Source organism: Agrobacterium rosae (assembly GCF_002915175.1).
GTDB lineage: Bacteria > Pseudomonadota > Alphaproteobacteria > Rhizobiales > Rhizobiaceae > Agrobacterium > Agrobacterium rosae.
In genome coordinates this window covers 491,524-506,682 of record NZ_NXEJ01000002.1, presented here as the reverse complement: position 1 = coordinate 506,682, position 15,159 = coordinate 491,524, and the positions used below count along the sequence as shown (strand labels likewise).

Annotated in this window: 14 protein-coding genes; 3 read left to right on the top strand and 11 right to left on the bottom strand. The window is 56.3% G+C overall.

The genetic code is table 11. The features are described from left to right. Positions 1-88: 88 nt before the first annotated feature. Positions 89-1,006, top strand: coding sequence for a sugar kinase (locus CPJ18_RS05195; RefSeq protein WP_167397837.1), 918 nt, complete (start codon positions 89-91; stop codon positions 1,004-1,006). A gap of 99 nt (positions 1,007-1,105) precedes the next feature. Continuing rightward, on the top strand, positions 1,106-2,194 hold the full coding sequence (locus CPJ18_RS05190; RefSeq protein ID WP_103657259.1) for a bifunctional monoglucosyl/glucuronosyl diacylglycerol synthase: 1,089 nt from the start codon (positions 1,106-1,108) through the stop codon (positions 2,192-2,194). Positions 2,195-2,334: 140 nt separating this feature from the next. Here CPJ18_RS05190 and CPJ18_RS05185 read toward each other — a convergent pair whose 3' ends face one another. The 4 genes from CPJ18_RS05185 to CPJ18_RS05170 form a co-directional block, all read right to left on the bottom strand. Next, positions 2,335-2,943: a DUF2026 family protein gene (locus tag CPJ18_RS05185; RefSeq protein ID WP_103657258.1), complete on the bottom strand. Its 609-nt coding sequence runs from the start codon at positions 2,941-2,943 to the stop codon at positions 2,335-2,337. Positions 2,944-3,147: 204 nt separating this feature from the next. Then, entirely contained in the window at positions 3,148-4,584 is a 1,437-nt protein-coding gene (der, locus tag CPJ18_RS05180) for a ribosome biogenesis GTPase Der (protein WP_103657257.1), read from the bottom strand. Between the two features lie 33 nt (positions 4,585-4,617). Beyond that, positions 4,618-5,289: a tetratricopeptide repeat protein gene (locus CPJ18_RS05175; protein WP_077117764.1), complete on the bottom strand. Its 672-nt coding sequence runs from the start codon at positions 5,287-5,289 to the stop codon at positions 4,618-4,620. Between the two features lie 148 nt (positions 5,290-5,437). After that, on the bottom strand, positions 5,438-6,022 hold the full coding sequence (locus tag CPJ18_RS05170; RefSeq protein ID WP_103657256.1) for an NnrU family protein: 585 nt from the start codon (positions 6,020-6,022) through the stop codon (positions 5,438-5,440). A 228-nt stretch (positions 6,023-6,250) separates the two neighbouring features. Between CPJ18_RS05170 and CPJ18_RS05165 the strand changes: the two genes are divergently transcribed. Continuing rightward, entirely contained in the window at positions 6,251-7,234 is a 984-nt protein-coding gene (locus tag CPJ18_RS05165) for a polysaccharide deacetylase family protein (RefSeq protein ID WP_103657255.1), read from the top strand. 54 nt (positions 7,235-7,288) lie between these two features. On the opposite strand, the gene bacA is transcribed toward CPJ18_RS05165, so the two are convergent. The 7 genes from bacA to CPJ18_RS05130 form a co-directional block, all read right to left on the bottom strand. Beyond that, entirely contained in the window at positions 7,289-8,566 is a 1,278-nt protein-coding gene (gene bacA, locus CPJ18_RS05160; RefSeq protein WP_103657254.1) for a bacteroid development protein BacA, read from the bottom strand. A 146-nt stretch (positions 8,567-8,712) separates the two neighbouring features. After that, positions 8,713-9,900: an MFS transporter gene (locus CPJ18_RS05155; RefSeq protein WP_103657386.1), complete on the bottom strand. Its 1,188-nt coding sequence runs from the start codon at positions 9,898-9,900 to the stop codon at positions 8,713-8,715. Between the two features lie 75 nt (positions 9,901-9,975). Continuing rightward, positions 9,976-10,728: a type I methionyl aminopeptidase gene (gene map / locus CPJ18_RS05150; protein ID WP_103657253.1), complete on the bottom strand. Its 753-nt coding sequence runs from the start codon at positions 10,726-10,728 to the stop codon at positions 9,976-9,978. An 18-nt stretch (positions 10,729-10,746) separates the two neighbouring features. Continuing rightward, positions 10,747-11,808 (bottom strand): LLM class flavin-dependent oxidoreductase, encoded by a 1,062-nt coding sequence (locus tag CPJ18_RS05145; protein WP_103657385.1) that lies wholly within the window; start codon positions 11,806-11,808, stop codon positions 10,747-10,749. 109 nt (positions 11,809-11,917) lie between these two features. Next, entirely contained in the window at positions 11,918-12,385 is a 468-nt protein-coding gene (locus CPJ18_RS05140) for an SRPBCC family protein (protein WP_077117773.1), read from the bottom strand. A 66-nt stretch (positions 12,386-12,451) separates the two neighbouring features. Next, complete coding sequence (locus CPJ18_RS05135; protein WP_103657252.1) at positions 12,452-13,777, bottom strand: O-antigen ligase family protein; 1,326 nt, start codon at positions 13,775-13,777, stop codon at positions 12,452-12,454. After that, positions 13,774-15,153, bottom strand: a complete 1,380-nt coding sequence (locus CPJ18_RS05130) for a GumC family protein (RefSeq protein WP_103657251.1) — start codon at positions 15,151-15,153, stop codon at positions 13,774-13,776. Before CPJ18_RS05130 ends, CPJ18_RS05135 begins: the two co-directional genes overlap by 4 nt. Positions 15,154-15,159 lie beyond the last annotated feature (6 nt).

The following is a 15,159-nucleotide window of genomic DNA, read 5'->3' as shown; positions in this document are numbered from 1 at the left end:
GTTTGCAACGTCACTCATATGATGACTTGCACTTGTCAGCACCCGCCAAAGCGTCGTAAGCCGAAGCGCTTATATGGGAGGCAATGCAATGGGTGGACGGTTTCTTTCAATCGGCGAATGCATGGTGGAGCTTTCGCAGGCGGGTGATGGCCTGCTGCGCAAGGGCTTCGCTGGCGATACGCTCAACACCGCCTGGTATGCCCGCGCCTGCCTGCCTGCCCATTGGACCGTCGATTACTTTACCGCACTGGGCGATGACCCGCTATCCGAGGAGATGCGGGTTTTCATTCAAGGTGCAGGCATCGAGACCGGCAACATCTCTCGTATCAAAGGCGGCACGCCGGGGCTCTATCTCATCAACCTGAAAGATGGCGAGCGCACCTTCAGCTATTGGCGCAGCACATCCGCCGCCCGCCAGCTTGCATCCGACCCGGACCATCTACGCGGCACGATCGAAGCTGCTGATCTCATCTACTTCTCCGGCATAACCCTTGCGATCCTCGCCAGCCCGACCGCTGTCGATACATTTCTAGCCGAACTGCGCCGCGCCAAGGCCGCTGGCAAACATGTGGTGTTTGACCCCAACATCCGCCCGCGCCTGTGGGCAGACAAGCAAACCATGCTGAGCATCATCAGCGATGGTGCACGCGCCGCGACAACGGTTATGCCAAGCTTCGACGATGAAGCGGGTAGTTTTGGTGACGCCGATATAGAGGCGACGATCCAGCGTTATCGCGGGCTTGGTGTCGCCAACGTCGTCGTCAAGGATGGCGAAAAAGGTGCGACGCTGGATTTCGGGGGCTACAGAAGCCACGCGCCTGCGGTCAAAGCAGCGTCGGTGGTGGATACCACCAGCGCAGGCGACAGTTTCAACGGTGCATTCCTGTCGAAACTGATCACCGGCAGCGCACCGCAAGAAGCCGCCATTTTCGCGGCCAAAGCTGCGGCAACCGTGATCGGCCACTACGGCGCGCTGATCGATCCAGCCCTGCTTCCTCAACACTGAAAAGACGGCTGACATGATGCTGTAACACGCCTGTCGCATACACGCGAAGAACCGGCACATACCGGGATTCGCAAATGCGCGAGCGGAGGTCGGCATATCATGACCAAAATAACCATTGTCACCGATGCTTGGCATCCGCAGGTCAACGGCGTGGTGCGCTCCATAGAAAACACCAATGCCGAACTGGAACGCATGGGCGTCGAAGTCTGCATGGTTACGCCGCAAAGCTTTCACTCCATCCCCTGCCCGACCTACCCGGAAATTCGCCTCTCCGTTGCCGGGTATCGCCGCGTGTCGAAAGAGATCGAAAAAAGCCAGCCATCCTACGTGCATATCGCCACCGAAGGTCCGCTCGGCTTCATGGCACGGCGCTGGTGCATCAAACACGGCATGCGCTTTTCGACCAGCTACCACACGCGGTTTCCCGAATATGTCGCGGCACGCTTTCCCATTCCCGAAAACTGGCTCTATGCCTTCGTGCGTTGGTTTCACAATGGCGGCAGCGCCTGCATGGTGGCAACGCCGAGCCTTGAGACCGAGCTGGATGCGCGCGGTGTCAAAAACCTCAAACGCTGGAGCCGTGGTATCGATGCCGCTTTGTTTCACCCGCGTGAAAAGCTAACCCACCCCTTCGATTTGCCTCGCCCCATCTTCATGACAGTGGGTCGCGTATCCGTAGAAAAGAACCTGCCGGAGTTTCTCGACCTCAACCTGCCCGGCTCAAAGGTCGTGATCGGCGATGGCCCGGCCCGTGCCGAGCTTGAGGAGAAATATCCCGACGTACACTTCACGGGCATCAAGACCGGTGAAGAGCTGGCCTACGCCTATGCACAGGCCGACGTTTTCGTCTTCCCATCCAAGACCGATACCTTCGGCAATACGATACTGGAAGCGCTGGCAAGCGGCGTACCGGTGGCAGCATTTCCCGTGACCGGACCGATCGATATTCTCGGTGCCCACCCCAAGGCGGGCGCGTTGAACGCGGACTTGCGGACTGCCTGTATGGATGCGCTTGAATGCTCCCAGGAGGCGGCACTAGCGCTGTCCAAAACCTATTCCTGGGAAAAGGCTTCGCGGCAGTTTCTGGACAACGTCACATCCGCTGCCAGCAGTGGCCTGACCGAGTTCGGCTCCCGGAAGGGCAGCCGCGGTGGAAATATCATGAAATTCGACGCTTTTTCCAGATAGGCATGTGGACGAAAGCGGGCAACACTGTCACAAGACGCGTCGGGACGCGACCGCCGCTATCTTTAGAGCGGGGTCGGGCTGCTGATTGACGTCAGGCGGCTGCCGCGGGATCACGCTGGCCGTCCTTATTCATCCCCAAATTACCAGCTGCCGACCAGCGAATTACCCGACAGCGGGATAATGCTCGACTGCCCCTTATTGTCGCTGACAGAAATCGAAGTCTGCATCTGCTTGGGAGATTTGCGGAACCAGCCTGCCGCAATGGTTGCCAAGTCGCCAATCATTGCCTGTTTGCGCCAATCGGCAAAGCGCCGCGCCGAAGCCTCCGGCTCGGACTTGTAGAAAAAATCGCCAGATTTCGCCAGATCATTGATGGACGGTACCATGGATGACAGCGACTTTTGAAACATCTTGGATGGCACGGAAAGATCACGCGCCGCCTGCGCGAATGTAGGGGCCATGAAATCGATGGCCCACCCATCCGCCTCCACCCAACAATGAAAATTCTCGCCAGCACCGGTCACATGGCCATCGTCGCGATGATCCGCAAACAGGATCAGTTTGCCATCGAGATTATAGGCAGCCAACCCACCCTTGGGCTTTGCCTTGACCTTGTAATGATGCTCCAGAATGAAGGCACCGAAGGTGCTGAAATACATGCTGGCGGTGGTGGGATCAGCATTTTCGTTGATCAGCAGGCTGTTAATGACCCGGTAGATACGGTGATAGTCGGTCTGCTTGATCAGCATGGTGTTTTACCTGGGAATTAACAGTTAATGCGACATCAATAGAAAAATCCGAGCGATCCGACGGATGGTCAATAGCCTCCCGCCGTCATGCTCGGGCTTGTCCCGAGCATCTAACGAACCCCAACAGTCAACGTGGTTAGATCCTCGGGTCAAGCCCGAGGATGACGTTGAGTATGGTGCGCGCTCACACAGAAACGATTGAAATCACCGCCTCTTCTTCGCCTTGCTCTCAAACGGATTGTCCGAACCACGATAATGCACACGGATCGGCACGCCTGGCATGTCGAAGTCCTTGCGCAGATTGTTGACCAGATAGCGCGTATAGGATTCCGGAATGGCTTCCGGGCGCGTGCAGGAAACCATGAAGGCCGGTGGGCGGGCCTTGACCTGAGTCATGTATTTCAACCGCAGGCGACGACCGGAAACTGCCGGTGGTGGGTGCTGGGTAACCTGCGCGTCCAGCCATTTGTTGAGCTTGGCGGTGGAAATGCGGCGGTTCCATATCTTGTCGGTGTCAACAATGCTCTGCATCAACCGGTCGAGACCGTAGCCAGACTGGCCGGACATCGGCACGGCGCGAATACCACGCGCCTGTGGTAGAAGACGTTCGGTCTTTTCGCGCAGGTCCGCCAGAAATGCCTGCGGGTCTTCCACGAGGTCCCATTTGTTGAAGGCCAGCACTGCTGCACGGCCTTCACGGATGACCAGATCAACGAGCTGCAAGTCCTGCTTCTCGAAGGGAATGGTGGAATCGAACACGATCACGACGGTTTCGGCAAAGCGGATTGAGCGCAGCGAATCCGCAACGGACAGCTTTTCCAGCTTCTCAATCACGCGAGCCTTGCGGCGCATGCCAGCGGTGTCGAACATCTTGATGGTACGGCCGCGCCAGTCCCATTCGACCGAGATACTATCGCGGGTGATGCCCGCTTCCGGGCCGGTCAGAAGACGGTCTTCACCCAGATAACGGTTGATGAGCGTGGATTTACCGGCATTGGGACGACCGATGATCGCCACACGAAGCGGCTTGGTCTCGTCGTAAACCGGTTCTTCTTCCTCTTCATCGTCCTCGTCATTTTCGCCACGACGTATAACGACATCCGTTTCCGCTTCGTCAAAGTCGTCCTCTTTAGGGAACGCGACGTCTTCGCCGATGGCGGCAACGATTGCGTCGCGCAGGTCGATCATGCCTTGGCCATGCTCTGCAGAAATCGGGCATGGCTCACCGAGGCCCAGCGTGTAGGCATCGTAAAAGCCACCGTCGGAACCACGCGCTTCAGACTTGTTGGCGACCAGCACAACCGGCTTGCCGCCACGGCGCAGCATTTCTGCCAGCGTCTTGTCGGCAGGCGTCAGGCCGAATTTGGCATCCACCACGAACAGTGTGAGATCGGCCTCATCGATGGCCTCTTCCGTCTGCGCCCACATACGACCCTGAAGCGTTTCCGGCCCGGATTGCTCCAGACCGGCAGTATCGATGATGGTAAAACGCAAATCGATCAACTTCGCATCGCCGGGGCGGCGGTCGCGGGTCACGCCCGGCGTGTCGTCGACGAGCGCCAGTTTCTTGCCAACCAGACGGTTGAACAGCGTGGACTTGCCGACGTTGGGACGCCCTACGATGGCGACGGTGAAACTCATGGGGAAACCCTAACTTGAAACTACGGCGCGAACTTACGCTGCCTTGCCGGATGCGGCAATATTATCGAGCATGATCTGGGCGCGGCTCGTCACGTTGCGCGGTGCCTGCGCATCACCGATGATTTGCTGGAACCACTGCTTGGCCTTGACGAAATCGCCAGCCTTGTAAGCGGAAAGACCAAGTGCCTCGCGCGCCGAGTTGCGCATGGCCTGACCCTCGCTCGACAGCACTTCTGCCTGGGCGGAAACCTGTTCATATGTGCCGGTATCCACCAGCAGCCATGCGGCGCGCACCTTGGCCGTGTCGCGGAACACCTGCGGCGCGGATGTGTCATCGCCGATGGCAGTGAAAGCGGCGATTGCGGCGGCGGCATCGCCCTTCTGGGCCAAAAGCGTGGCGGAGCGGAACTTTGCCAGCACCGGATAGGAGCCGTGACCGGCTGTCTCCAGATCGGCCAGCGCTTTCAGCGCTTCGTCGTTCTTGCCCTCAGCCGCGAGCTTCAACGCGCCTGCGAACTGATCGCCGGATGCGGATGCGCGGTTACTGTTCCAGTATTCATAGATGCCTGCACCGGCAGCACCGAAAATGACCAGCACCGCGGCAACGATGACGACAATTCCGTACCGTCCCCAGAAATTGCTCATCTGCTCCGAGCGGATCTGCTCGTTTACTTCGCGGATGAAGGTATCATTCTCGTTCGCCATCGAATTCTCCATTACCCACACCGGAACCGTTCACCCGGACTGCGGACATGCCAAAGCCGTTTGCCGAGGCCAGCAAAAAGGCCAACCACGGTCATTGGTCGGCCTTCTAGCCTATTTTCCCTTATATGTAAGGGGAAAACTCAATTTCTTACATTGCGAGTGGCTGAACGCCGATCAACCATTCGTGCAGCTTCCAGATGAAAGCGGCCCACAGCACGATGCCCAGCACCACGGCGACGATGTCGTAGCGTGCTGAAACAAAGGGACGGGTTACGACCTCGCCTGCTCTTTGGCGGCGCTTCAACGAAATCCGCATGACCACGCCCCACGCAAGCACGGAGACGAACAGCAGCACGGAAGATGTCTCGCCATTGGCGAGAAGATGCGCCAACGCCCAGATTTTAACAGCCAATATCAGCGGATGTTTGGTCTTGGTCGCAATATGGCCAGCCGGTACAAGGCTGGCCACGAGACAGATCATCGCGATCAACATCAGCGTCAGCGCAATATGGCTCGTCCAGATCGGCGGTGAATACAGAATGCCCGTTACTTGCCGTGCCTGATCGAACGCATAAGCAACGAATGCAATCGCAATAACGGAAACCAGGGAATAGACGCCTTTCCATGGCCCCTCGCCCATGCGCGCGATCATGCGGTTGCGAAAGTCTGGCGCAACGATCCGAAGCGAATGCGTGCCCAGAAAAAACAGAAGAGAGAGAATAAGCAGAAGCATGGATGACCCTTTGAGTGTGTCGTGCGCAAGCGTGAAGCGGTATGAGGATATGCTTAAAACAAACACGCCAAAGTGCCAGCGCTAATATGCGAATGTTCCGTGCTTTGGTGGGCTCGGGGAAATAAGCTGTTCAGGAATTGTGACCAGCGTTGGGAAACCTCTAGAGAAATCAAAGCTTCGCCTTATTGCGGGGTCAATAAGCAGCATCTTTTTGAATATGTGGTCATAATGTTGCGCTCTCTCTTTATCCTTTGCCTATCACTTTTAACGGCTGCGCCGGTGTTTGCGCAGAGTGCTGAAAAGCCGAAACAATTGGTCATGGTTTCCTTCGACGGCGCGGGCGACAATTCGTTGTGGGAACGAAGCCGCGCGATGGCGAAGGAAGTGAATGCTCATTTCACCTATTTCCTCGCTTGCACGCTGGTGATGGACCGCAAGACGAGCGCCAAGAGCTATCAGGGTCCCGGCAAGAAAGCCGGTCGCTCCAATGTCGGCTTCGGCCAGTCCATCGATGAGGTAGAAACGCGCCTTCGCAACATATGGGCCGCAAAACAGGAAGGCCACGAGATTGCCAATCACACCTGCGGCCATTTCGATGGTGGCAACTGGAACGAAGAGCAATGGGATACCGAATTCACCAATTTTACCAGCACCATGGAAAACGCTTGGCAGATGATCGGCAAGAAGGACGAAGAGCCGCATGGCTGGCGTGACCTCGTCAAGGGCATCAACGGCTTCCGCGCGCCCTATCTCTCGCAAAGCGATGCGCTGACTGCCGCCCAGAAGAAACACGGTTTCGTCTATGATGCGACCAGCATCACCAAAGGTCCGGCATGGCCGATCCAGAAAGACGGCATCGAACATTTCGGCCTGCCGCTGATCCCGGAAGGTCCAAACAACCGGCCCATCATTGCCATGGACTACAACCTGTTCGTGCGCCATTCCATGGCCATCGAAAACAGAGAGAGATCAGCCGAATTCGAGGAGCGCGCCTACCAAGCCTTCCGCGCCGCCTTCGACAAACAATATGACGGCGAACGCGTGCCCCTCCAACTCGGCTTTCACTTCGTCAAGATGAATGGCGGAGCCTATTGGAATGCGTTTGAGCGGTTGTTGCGTGAAGTCTGCAAAAAGGAAGATGTCGCCTGCGTGAGCTATGCCGAGGCGATGCCGATGATCGAGGCGCGACGGGTGCAGAAATCCGAGGGGTGATGACTACCCGGCTCTGGATGAAAAAAGGGTGGCACATGGCCACCCTTTTCTGTTTCAGGTCGGCTTGTTGGCTGCCAACTCGCCGTCTTCTGCCTCACGCTGCAGATAACGCTGATCGATCTCGGGCAGCGGCTTGTCATCGATAGCGGCTTCGAAGGCTTTCAGACGTTTGTAGATCGACAGCAGCTCAACAATGGTCGTCCATGAATTGATGAGATACTGGAACGAACCGCGCACCTGATCGAAAACGTTACCAATCTGCGTGAACACACCAAGCGTAATCTTGCCCGCGGCAATCGACGGGATAAGCACGATGAGGCTGTAGAGATTATCTGCCTGAAGGTAGAAAATGCGGGCGACGTTGAAGTACATATAGTGGAAATAGAGACGGAAATAGTTCTTGCGAACGTTTGCGAAAAGTTCCGCAACGGTTGGCGGCTGGGCACGGTCGTCATGATCCTCACCGTAAACCAGTTCTTTTCGATAGGCCGCTTCGACACGCTGATTGCGAAATTCGAGACCCGGCAGCTTGATGCCCACCAGCGCCAGAAAGCCTGTACCAAACAGCGACCAGAGGATGGCAGCCCACACCAGCGCATGAGGAATCTCGCCAACGATCGGCAGCTCTGTGACGATCTCCGAAAATGTGAACAAGACTGGTAGAAACGCGATCAGGGTCATGATGGCCCGCACCAGACCGACGCCCAGACCCTCGACAGTGCTGGAAAACCGCATCGTGTCTTCTTGAACACGCTGGGATGCACCCTCGATGTGGCGCAACCGATCCCAGTTTGCCATGTAGAATTCGTTCATCGCCGTGCGCCAGCGGAAGATGTAGTGGCTGACAAAAAACAGATTTAAAACGCCGACGGTGATCGCAAAGAACAGAATGCCGGTGACGCCGACAAGTCCCATATAAAGTTGCTCAGCCGTAACAGGCGCAGTCTTTGCCAGAGCCTGCTGGATAAGGTCGTAATAAGGACCATACCAGGCGTTCATTGCCACGCTGACCTGAACCGAAAAATACGTCGCAAAAACGATGAGCGCGGAACCCAGAACAGACCAGTTCTGCCACCTGTGTGGGCTGTAAACGAACCAGAAGGCTGCAAACAAACCGACAGCAGCTGCGTAATATATATAAAACCACAAGAACGGCGGAGACCAGAATACAGAAACGCCGATGGCAGGCTGCTGGCCTTCAGGCAAGGCTGGCAACCCCATAGAGTTGCCCCAGTTTCTTGCACCAGCATACCAGAGACCGATCATCAGCAATGACCAGATAAACGCAGACGTGAAAAACAGTTTTGGTTTTGGGAAGAAGGAATGAAACACGTTTCGAACTCTCGCGAGTTGGGAGGTCAGCCATTATTGGCGAAGCAGTTTGGTGGGAAACTAGGCTAGAAATTTGTGCGCAGCAATGAGACAAACGCTAACTTACCAAGATGTAAGACAGCGCACTGCGTTAACCCTCGCATATTTTATGAATGCGACCGTCTCAACACCGGCACCATCAGGGAAATACTGCAAGCGAGCACGATGACTGCGAGAATAGTCGGGGCTGTAAAGCTTCCAGTCATCTGTGCCACCCAACCTGCGACCAGTGGCCCGATAATCTGCCCCGTGCCGAAGGCAGCTGTCATGAAGGCGAAGGCGCGACGTGGGCTTTCTGCGGAAAATTCACGTCCCAACTGCAAGCCGTAAGCGGTGATGACCATGAAGGTCAGACCGAGAAACAGGCCACCCACGAGAACGCCGAAAACAGGCGGTAGCGTAACCGATGCCAATATGCCCACGGCCTCGACCGCAAGAGCGATCACGAAGGCGCGTTTCAGACCGACGGCACGCAACACGGGTTTCCACACGAACAGTGAGACGGCGGCAGCGCAACCGGTGACGAACCAAGCCAGAAACTCCACCATTGCTCCGGCAGCGGCCATGCGCGCAATCGTCACGATGAATGTCGCGGTGATGACGTAGCCGAAACCAAACAGGCCGTAGGCCAGTGTGACCAACGCCAATGGCATGTGCCAGCGGATCGGAGGCTCGGCCTTTGTCTGCGCCATGCGTGGCGGACCATCGGGCAAAATCCGCCAGACGAATGCCAAAGACAGCAGCGTAAACACGCCGCCTGCAATCCACTCCTCGCGCCACGAGGCGACACCGGCATCAAACACGACACCAATGAGAAAAACCAGCAAAGAGGAAATTGCGATACCCGCGCCGACCCCGCCAAAGTGCAGCGCCTGCACATGGTCCTTGCCCGCTTTGGCGGCGTGACCGATGACGATCTGCGATGTGAAGATCATCGTCAGTGCGCTGGCGACGCCTGAGAGAAAGCGGATGACCGTAAACGCTTCCACGGAGCTGAATGCCGCCATGGCAAACAGAAGAAAGGCAGTCGACAAAAGTCCCGACAGTGCGATGAGACGCTCACGACCAGCGCCCCAAGAATAGGCGGCAAGAATAGCGCCTGCGAGGTAACCAGCAAAATTGCCCGCTGCAATTACACCGGCCTGCCCCGCCGAAAGCGGCACATCCGCCATCATTCCCGGCAGGATCGGGGTGAAGGAAAAGCGGCCGAAGCCCATGGCTGATGCCATGGCGAGTGCGCCACCAAGGCCAAGCGCGAGCGCCCGACCTGCGGACATATGGTCATTGGATGTCATGATGTGCTTATTCCAGCGTCGCATACGAGCGACAACCGATTTATTTTGATCGAAGCGATGATCGAAGGTTATGGGTCAGTCGACAAGCGTCAGGATGAGCGGGCCGTTTTTGGTGGAAACGACAGTGTGCTCGAACTGCACAGTCGGCGCGCTGGGGTCGCTGTAGAGCGTCCAAGGATCATCATCGCCGTCTTCTGCCCAATAGGCACCCATGGAGAGGAAGGGTTCGACCGTGAACACCATGCCTTCGGTCATGATGCGGGTTTCATCCTTATCCGGCCATGTCGCAAGCTCGGTCGGCTCCTCATGCAAGGAGCGGCCAATGCCGTGGCTGGCGAGGTTGGTGATCAGCGTGTAGCGGTTCTTCTTGGCAAATGCGCCGATGGCATTGCCGATATCTGCCAATGGACGACCGGCTTTGATCTGTTGCAGGCCGGTCCACATCGCCCGCTTGCCATCTCGGCACAGACGCTCGATTTCTTTCTTGACGGGCGGAACGGCGAAAGACGAACCCGTATCGCCGAAAAATCCATCCTTGACCGCAGAGACATCGATATTGACGAGGTCGCCAGCCTTGATGATGCGGGGACCAGGAATGCCGTGGGCGACCTCTTCATTGACGCTGATGCAGGTGGCACCGGGAAATTGATAGCAGAACTCCGGCGCAGATTGCGCGCCATTGTCCTCCAGCACCTTGCGACCGATGGCATCCATCTCCAGCGTGGTCATGCCCGGCTCCATCGCGTCAGCCATGGTCTGCATTGCCAGTGCGCAGATGCGGCCTATGTCTTTGAGCTTTGACAGTTCTTCTTCGGTGGAGATAACCATGGTCGTTCCGTCTTTTTTTCAGGCCGTGGCTTTCGCGCTATCGGCAATGCCAGTCAATTCTTTTCTGACGATTGGGGCGACTTTGGTACCGTAAAGCTCGATACCGCGCATGATCTGGTCGTGTGGCATGAGCCCGATTGCCATTTGCAACAGGAAACGGTCGTTCTTGAAAACGCCATGCGCCTTGATGATTTTTTCCGCCACAAGCTCCGGCTCACCCAGAAACAGATTGCCCTCTGGACCCCGCGCCACATCATACTGTCCGCGGTTGGTCGGTCCCCAGCCACGTTCCCGACCGATGCGGTTCATGACTTCGGCCTGCGGACCATAGAACTGATCGGCGGCCTTGTCGGTGGTGTCGGCAATGAAGCCGTGGACGTTGATGCTGGTTTTCTGTTTGGAAACATCCTGACCCGCCCGGCGTGCGGCCTCGCGGTAGAGATCAAACAGCGGCGCGTAGCGTTTATATTCGCCACCAATGATCGCCAGTGCCACGGGCAACCCCATAGCCCCTGCCCGCGCCACCGATTGCGGCGTGCCACCAACGGCAATCCAAACCGGCAGATGCTCCTGCAATGGGCGTGGATAAACACCGCGCCCATTGATGGGTGGATGCTTGGTGCCGGACCACGTAACGATTTCCTTCTCGCGAAGAGCCAGCAGCAGGTCCAGCTTTTCACTGAACAGCTCGTCATAGTCTTCAAGATTGTAGCCAAACAACGGATAGGACTCGATGAAGGAGCCGCGACCGGCCATGATTTCAGCGCGGCCATTGGACAGCAGATCGACCGTCGCAAACTGCTGGAACACACGAATGGGATCATCGGAGCTGAGTACCGAAACCGCACTCGTCAACCGGATATTTTTGGTCTTCACGGCAGCGGCGGCCAGCACCGTGGACGGCGAGGAAATTGCGTAATCCGGGCGGTGATGTTCACCAAGGCCGAAGACATCCAGCCCAACCTGATCGGCAAGCTCGATCTCCTCCAGAAGATCTTTCAACCGGCGCGCGCCTTCCGGCCCCTTGCCGTTTGCTGCGTTCGGATCGACATCCGCGAACGTGTAAAGACCCAATTCCATGCCAAATCCCTCAATGATGTTTGCTGAGAGATAGGGATACAGCAGAGCTGAGGCAAACCCAAAATCTGGAAATGAACCTTCGATAAAATCGATGGGAGGCAGCCTTACGTCAAAGACGTTGCAACAGCGCGTCCATCTGGTCAGCGGCGGCATTCCAGCCCTCTTCAAAACCCATCTCCTCGTGGGTCCGCCTATCCTCAGCCGTCCAGTGCAAGGCGCGCGCCACGTATTTCGTGGCTCCGCTTCCGGCATCTTCGAAGGTCACATAGCCAGTCATGAACGGACGACCGCCCGGAATCCAGCCCTCGCGGAAAGCATCGGTAAAGACCAGGCGACGGTTGGGGACGACATCGAGAAACACACCGAGATTTTCGTAAACCTCACCTGTCGGCGCATGCATGGTGGTGTTGAAAGCGCCGCCGGGTCGCAGGTCTATGACGGCCTGCGAAGTCTGATACGGCAGAGGTGCCCACCACTGGATCAGCAATTCCGGATCAGCCCACACCTTGAAAACCTTCTCCGGTGCCGCGTCGATGATGCGGCTTATCGACAATTCATGCTCGGCAATATCTGGCATTTGCGGCCCCTCTCCCCTGAACAGGAACCAACATACATTATTTCAGCATATTCGATAATAGCCCCTTCAGGCACTCTGAACAGGTCTGCTGGGCTGAAGCAGACGTGTCTGCGGTCGAGACTCGTATCGCGCGATGCCGCAGACCAGACCCAGATACGCCCAATAATACATCAAGGTAATTGTCGGAGACGATACCCAGAAGAGAAAGACGGCGTAGGCTCCCGCTCGAAGGAGAGGATGGGAGCAACGTCTGACAATGCGGAAAATCGTAAAGAGGAAGGCTGCCAAAAACAGCACGCCTACGAGACCGAGCTCAGACAGCGTTTCGGCATAAACATTGTTGGGAATCGATTTCTCCTTATCGACCGCATAGTCGTTGCGCGCAAAATCCCAGCGCATGCGCCCTGGTACGTTGAAGCCATATTGAGAAATTCCAACGCCGATGAAGACATTGTCCTGAAACATGCCCAAGGCCTCAAGCGCCGTATTGGTTCGGTCGCTCAAGGACGAGGTGTCACTGTCATCGGATATCTTGTCGAGAACGAAGATTTCGATCAACGGCGCACCGACAATCATCAAGGGTATGACGATGAACAGAACTTTGATCTTCGCCATCACGTCTTTGCCCTTGAGCATCCAGTACAGCCCAATCGCCGTCAGTCCCAGCAGTGCCGTGGTCGAAAACGTCAAAAGTGCTGCTGATAACAGCAGATATGCACGCCATTTGTGGCGTCTGTGACAGGCCAACAGAAACGACAGAACAAAAAACGGCCCGCCGTAATTGCCCTCCAGAAACGTCGCAGCTCGGTAGAGGCGCATGCCTGCCAAGTCGATCATTTGAGGATTGTCCGGCATGCCGGGAAGGTTTGGCAACGCCATCCCGGCCAAAGACATCAGGAACAACACAAAATGGACGCAGGCCGCGATCATCGCACCTGTGACCCACAGATCAATCGCACGCCGGGGCTGGAAGTACGCCGCATAGGCCACGAGATTGAGGCCGAGTACGCAAATCAGCAGGTATGCACATTTCGTCAGTCCATCGACCTCAGGCGACCACCGCGCAAGATGGGAGAAATCACCCACATTGTCCAAAACTCTCAGATCGACGAGAAGAGCAATCACGCAATAGAATGTCAGGAGTATCCCGAAGATCAGGACGGGGACATCGAAGACATGAATGCGCAGCGTCGCGACTGCCGTTAAGCCCCATAATATGATTGCGATTTCAAAAATCTTGAGAGGAAAGATGAAATTGACCGTGAACAGCTGCATGAAGGGCAGTGACACGATGAGAACAAAGGCTGCCCATGGTACAGCACCATTGAACCCGGTCTTCAAGGCGGTCGGTTGCTGAAGGGCGTTGGATGGTGGGTGGGCAACGCTGCTCATGCTGCCATCCCCTTTCTCGCCGCTGCGGAAAGGAGATCGGCTCTTAAAATCACCACGGCCATAACCAGTATCAGACCGGTCAGCCCGCCAATAAAGGCCATCATGTTACGCGGTGGACCTGCTCTCCGCAGCGGATGCGAGGCTGGGCCGATGACCTGTGGTTGCTCCTGCGTCAAACCCGCCTGTTCGGAAAGCTGGCGCGTTCTTAACAGGAACTCCTCATAGACGGCACGCTCGGAGGCAAGCTTTCGCTCAAGCTCCCGCATCGTCACCATCGTTGTGTTGTTCTCGTTCAGATCGCTTTTCAGCCGATTCAGTTGGGCGGAAATAATGGTGTTCTGGTTCTTGAGCTTCAGCACGTTCTGCGCAGCGGCCTGCGCGTTGTTGCGCAACTCTCCATTCAGGATTTCCGCAATGGCCCGGCTGCGCTCTGCCGCCTTCAAAAAACTGGGGTGTCGCGTACCGACAGAGGTTGCGAGCACATTTTGCTCTTCTCTGCTTTCGTTGTAACGGGCGCGCAATTGAACAATCGCTCGCGTGAGGTTCGCATCCGGCACAGCAGGTTGGTAGTCGAGATTAGTCCTTGCCTTGTTTAACTCGGCTGCAATCGTCTGCTGCTCGGATATCTGATCTGCCAATTGTGAGATTTGGCTGTTGAGCGCAGTGATTTGACCTGCCGTATCTGACTGGCCATTAAGAATAGTGATGTTGTGCTCAGATCGATACGCATTGACTGCACGATCGGCATTTTCAACTGCTACCCTCAGATTATCCAGCTGAGTCGCCAAACTGTTGCCAGTCCGGCGAAACATGTCTGCGGAGCTTTTCTGCTGCACCTGAAAGTAACTGTCGGCAATCTGGCTTGTTATCCGGGTGGCGCGTTCAGGCTGTGTGTCGGTGACTTTGACTTCAATAATATAGCTGTCGCCAACGCGCTTCAGTTTTACCGCATCCCGCAGTTTCTCGATGGCGAGCGTCGTCCTGCGCGGTTGGTCCGGATAGTGAGGTGCCGCGGCACCAAAGTCGGGATCATCATAAAGCCTCTCGCTCTCCACCACCCGTCGCAGCACGAGATCTGAAACAATAACCGCCTGTTGGCTCAGCACATACCCATCGACAGCCGGTTGCTCCTCCACCTTGCGTAAATCGGACGTAAAAACACGATTCCCGTCAGGATCCAGAAGAATTTGCGTGTAGACGAAGTAGTAGTTGGGGATCAAAAACGAACCCGCATAGGGCAGTGCCGCACACAGCACGGTAACGACTAAAACCCACAGTCGTCTCTGCCACAAGACAAAGACAATGTCCGCGAGCCCGATCAAGCCGCTGTAAAATGCTCGACGATGTCCGAAGATGTTATCGGCTGCGTTTGACATTTTGCA